We start from the raw sequence: 2,480 nt of genomic DNA, 5'->3' as shown, positions 1-2,480 counted from the left end.
GCCGCGCCCCCGGAAGGCGACGGCCAGCACGGCGAACGTCAGCACGAAGGCGAGCACCGTCGCGCGCTTGCTGTCCCGGAAGGCGGCCTCCATCTGGTCGTTCGAGAGCACGGGGGCGCCCGTGAGGCCGGCGCGCACGCCCGGGAACTCGGTCTGTACCCGTGCCATCGCCGCCCGCAGCGGTCCGATCGCGTCGCGGTAGGTCGTGAAGCTCCCGTGCTCCCGCCGCGCCTCGACCAGAACGAAGAGTAGCCGCTCGTCGTCGGAGAGGAAGTAGCCGGCATCCCCGTCGCCCCGCTTCAGCGAGAAGAGCGACCGCCACGGCGAGCGGTAGGGCGCCCGTCGATCGAGCCGCGTCGAGATCTGGTCGAGCACGTCGCGGGCGGCGCCGAGGTCGACGTTCGCATCCCCGTCGTCGAGCCCCAGGTCGAAGGCGTTGCGGACGAAGGCCGTCACGACCTCCGTCCGCAGGCCGTCGACCAGCTCGCCGAGCGTCGGCCGCGCCGCGAAGTCGGTGAGGAACCGTCGGTGATCGACGACGTCGTCGGCGAGGTCGGCGAGGTCGTGACGCGAGAGGTAGAGGAGCTCTCGACCGCGGAATCGGCTCGGATCGATCCGATACGTGACGTGCGCGAACGTGTCTCGGTCCTTGCGCAGCTCCTGCGCGAGACGACGGGCGTACGCCTTCGAGCGCGCGACGTCGTCGGCTTCGACCGCCACCACCAGCTGGTCGAGACGCGGGAAGTCGTCGGAGTACTCCTCCTCACGCTGGACGAAGGGCTGGTCCTGCGGCAGCAGATCGCGTCCGGAGGTGACGAAGCCGAGCTGGCGGACCGTGTAGGTGAGCGCGGCGACGGCGCCGAGCACGCCGAGCAGCACGGTCACGAGCGGCCGGGCGCACGCAAGGCGGACGAGTAGCCGGAGACCCCGGCCACCCGCTCCCGACGCTGTGCCAGAGGTCGCGACGAGCGACCTCACCGCTCGGCAGTCTCCTTCACTGGCGGCGGATGCCACTCGGTGTGGCGCGCCTCGATAGCCTCCTCGATCGACCCATGGCGGCGCTGGAGGTAGCCGTTGCGGACGGCGCTGTAGAGGTCGAGGGCACTGTCCTCGACGTCCTGGAAGAGCTCGAGGTTCAGGGAACGCTTGTTGACCTGCTTCACGACCGACATCCCCGTCGTCGCGAGTAACGGCGTGACGTACCCGAAAGGATCGAGGAGCCCGTCCACGCCGTACCCGATGCCGTCACGGACGGTGAGCGGCTGGAGGCTGGGGAGCACGAGGTACGGCCCGGGGCCCCAGCCGTACACGCCGAGGGTCTGTCCGGTGTCGGCGTCGCTGCTGTCGATGTGGAGCTGCGCCTTCGCGACATCGAGGAAGCCGACCACACCGATCGTCGTGTTCACGCCGAAGCGCGCGACTTCGCGACCCGCGCCGCGGAAGCGACCCTGGAGAAGGTTGTTCACCAGGCGCCTCGGCATGCCGAGGTTGTCGAAGGCGCGATCGAGCGCCCGCTTCCCGACGTCGGGGAGGGCCTTGTTCCATCCCTTGGCGATCGGTTTCAGGAGGCGTCGGTCGAAGATGTCGTGATTGAAAAAGAACATCTTCTCGTTGAAGCGCTGCCATGGGTCGTAGTCGTTGGATGCTCCGTCCTCGATGTCCGAGGCGTCCGGGGTCTCGTCCGCCCGGGCGGCACCCATGAGAGAGGTGCTTCCCAGCACGACGAAGAGGGCGAGGAGCCACCTCGCAGCGCCGCCGGACGTGGAGGACCTTCCGGGTGGCGCCTCGCCGCGGACCGTCAGCCGGTCGGCGGACACCGTGAGGTGGAGCTGGTCTTTCTCCCCCTCCTCGAAGATCGGCCGGCGGAAGAACTGCCGGAACGGCTCGTCGAACAGATCGTCCCGGCGCCGCAGCGCAGGGAACAGCTCCCAGGGAACGAGTGACATCGTGCTTCCTCCCTTCGGTGAGATGGCACGGCAGCAAGAAGCGTGTCAAGCTCGAAGGCGCTCTGACCGCAGAACGAGCTATCCGCGATTCTCAGGATTGCAAAAGAGGCGGAATTAGCGTTCTCGCCCTCCGACCGAGGCACGCCGCCGGGCCCAAAGCCAAGCACGGCCACCGTTGTCGCTCCACATTCTGGAGTGCGCGTCGCGCGCCTCGGCCAGCTGCTTGGCGCGCTTCTCCAGGGTCTCCACCTTCCGCGCCAGATCGCAGTACGCCCGCTCGAGCGCGCGCTTCTGGCGCTCGAGTTCCCTTGGGAGGGAGACCTTCTCGTCAGCAGGCGTTCGGGCGCAGGCGCCGGCTCGCCAGGGGGGGCGATCAGCCCCGGGAGAAGCTCTGTCATGCCGCGCGCTCAGTGGCGCCGCGCCGCCGAAGGGCCGCTTCGCCCACCAGGCGGAAGTTCACGGAGATACCCCGGGCGGCCAAGCGCGCGCACTCTTCCCACACGGCGCTCAGCCCTGGCCCATCGCCCCGAGGTG

2 protein-coding genes are annotated in these 2,480 nt (G+C 69.2%); both read right to left on the bottom strand.

The features are described 5' to 3' along the window. A partial coding sequence (locus E6J59_19875; GenBank protein TMB15596.1) for a hypothetical protein occupies positions 1-1,014 on the bottom strand: 1,014 nt, incomplete at its 3' end. After that, the gene (locus E6J59_19870; protein TMB15595.1) at positions 975-1,946 is read right to left on the bottom strand and encodes a VacJ family lipoprotein; all 972 of its coding nucleotides are present in this window, start codon (positions 1,944-1,946) and stop codon (positions 975-977) included. The genes E6J59_19870 and E6J59_19875, both read right to left, overlap by 40 nt. Positions 1,947-2,480: the final 534 nt, after the last annotated feature.

It is taken from the genome of Deltaproteobacteria bacterium, from assembly GCA_005879795.1.
Classification (GTDB): domain Bacteria; phylum Desulfobacterota; class Binatia; order DP-6; family DP-6; genus DP-6.
The sequence above is the reverse complement of the archived record's forward strand: the minus strand, read 5'-3'. Positions and strand labels throughout refer to the sequence as shown.